We start from the raw sequence: 218 nt of genomic DNA on the forward strand, positions 1-218 counted from the left end.
TCGCGGGGCGGGGTGCGGTGCGGGACGGCACCGCCGACGCGGACCGATCCGGACGCCGGTTCCACCAGCCCGACCAGGGAGGAGAGAAGGGTCGACTTCCCGGCGCCGTTGCGGCCCATCAGAGCGACGGTCTCGCCGGGTGAGACGGTCAGGTCGACGTGGCGCAGCGCCCGCACCCGGCCCCGGCGGACGGCGAGGGCGCGGACCTCGGCGGCGTA

1 protein-coding gene is annotated in these 218 nt (G+C 77.1%); it reads right to left on the reverse strand.

The window, feature by feature from the left end; genetic code table 11:
* The coding region (locus CCN42_RS44430) for an ATP-binding cassette domain-containing protein (protein WP_245877292.1) at positions 1 to 218 on the reverse strand (218 nt) is incomplete at both ends.

The sequence above is a fragment of the Streptomyces glaucescens genome, from assembly GCF_002154375.1.
In the GTDB taxonomy this organism is placed as follows: Bacteria; Actinomycetota; Actinomycetes; order Streptomycetales; family Streptomycetaceae; genus Streptomyces; species Streptomyces glaucescens.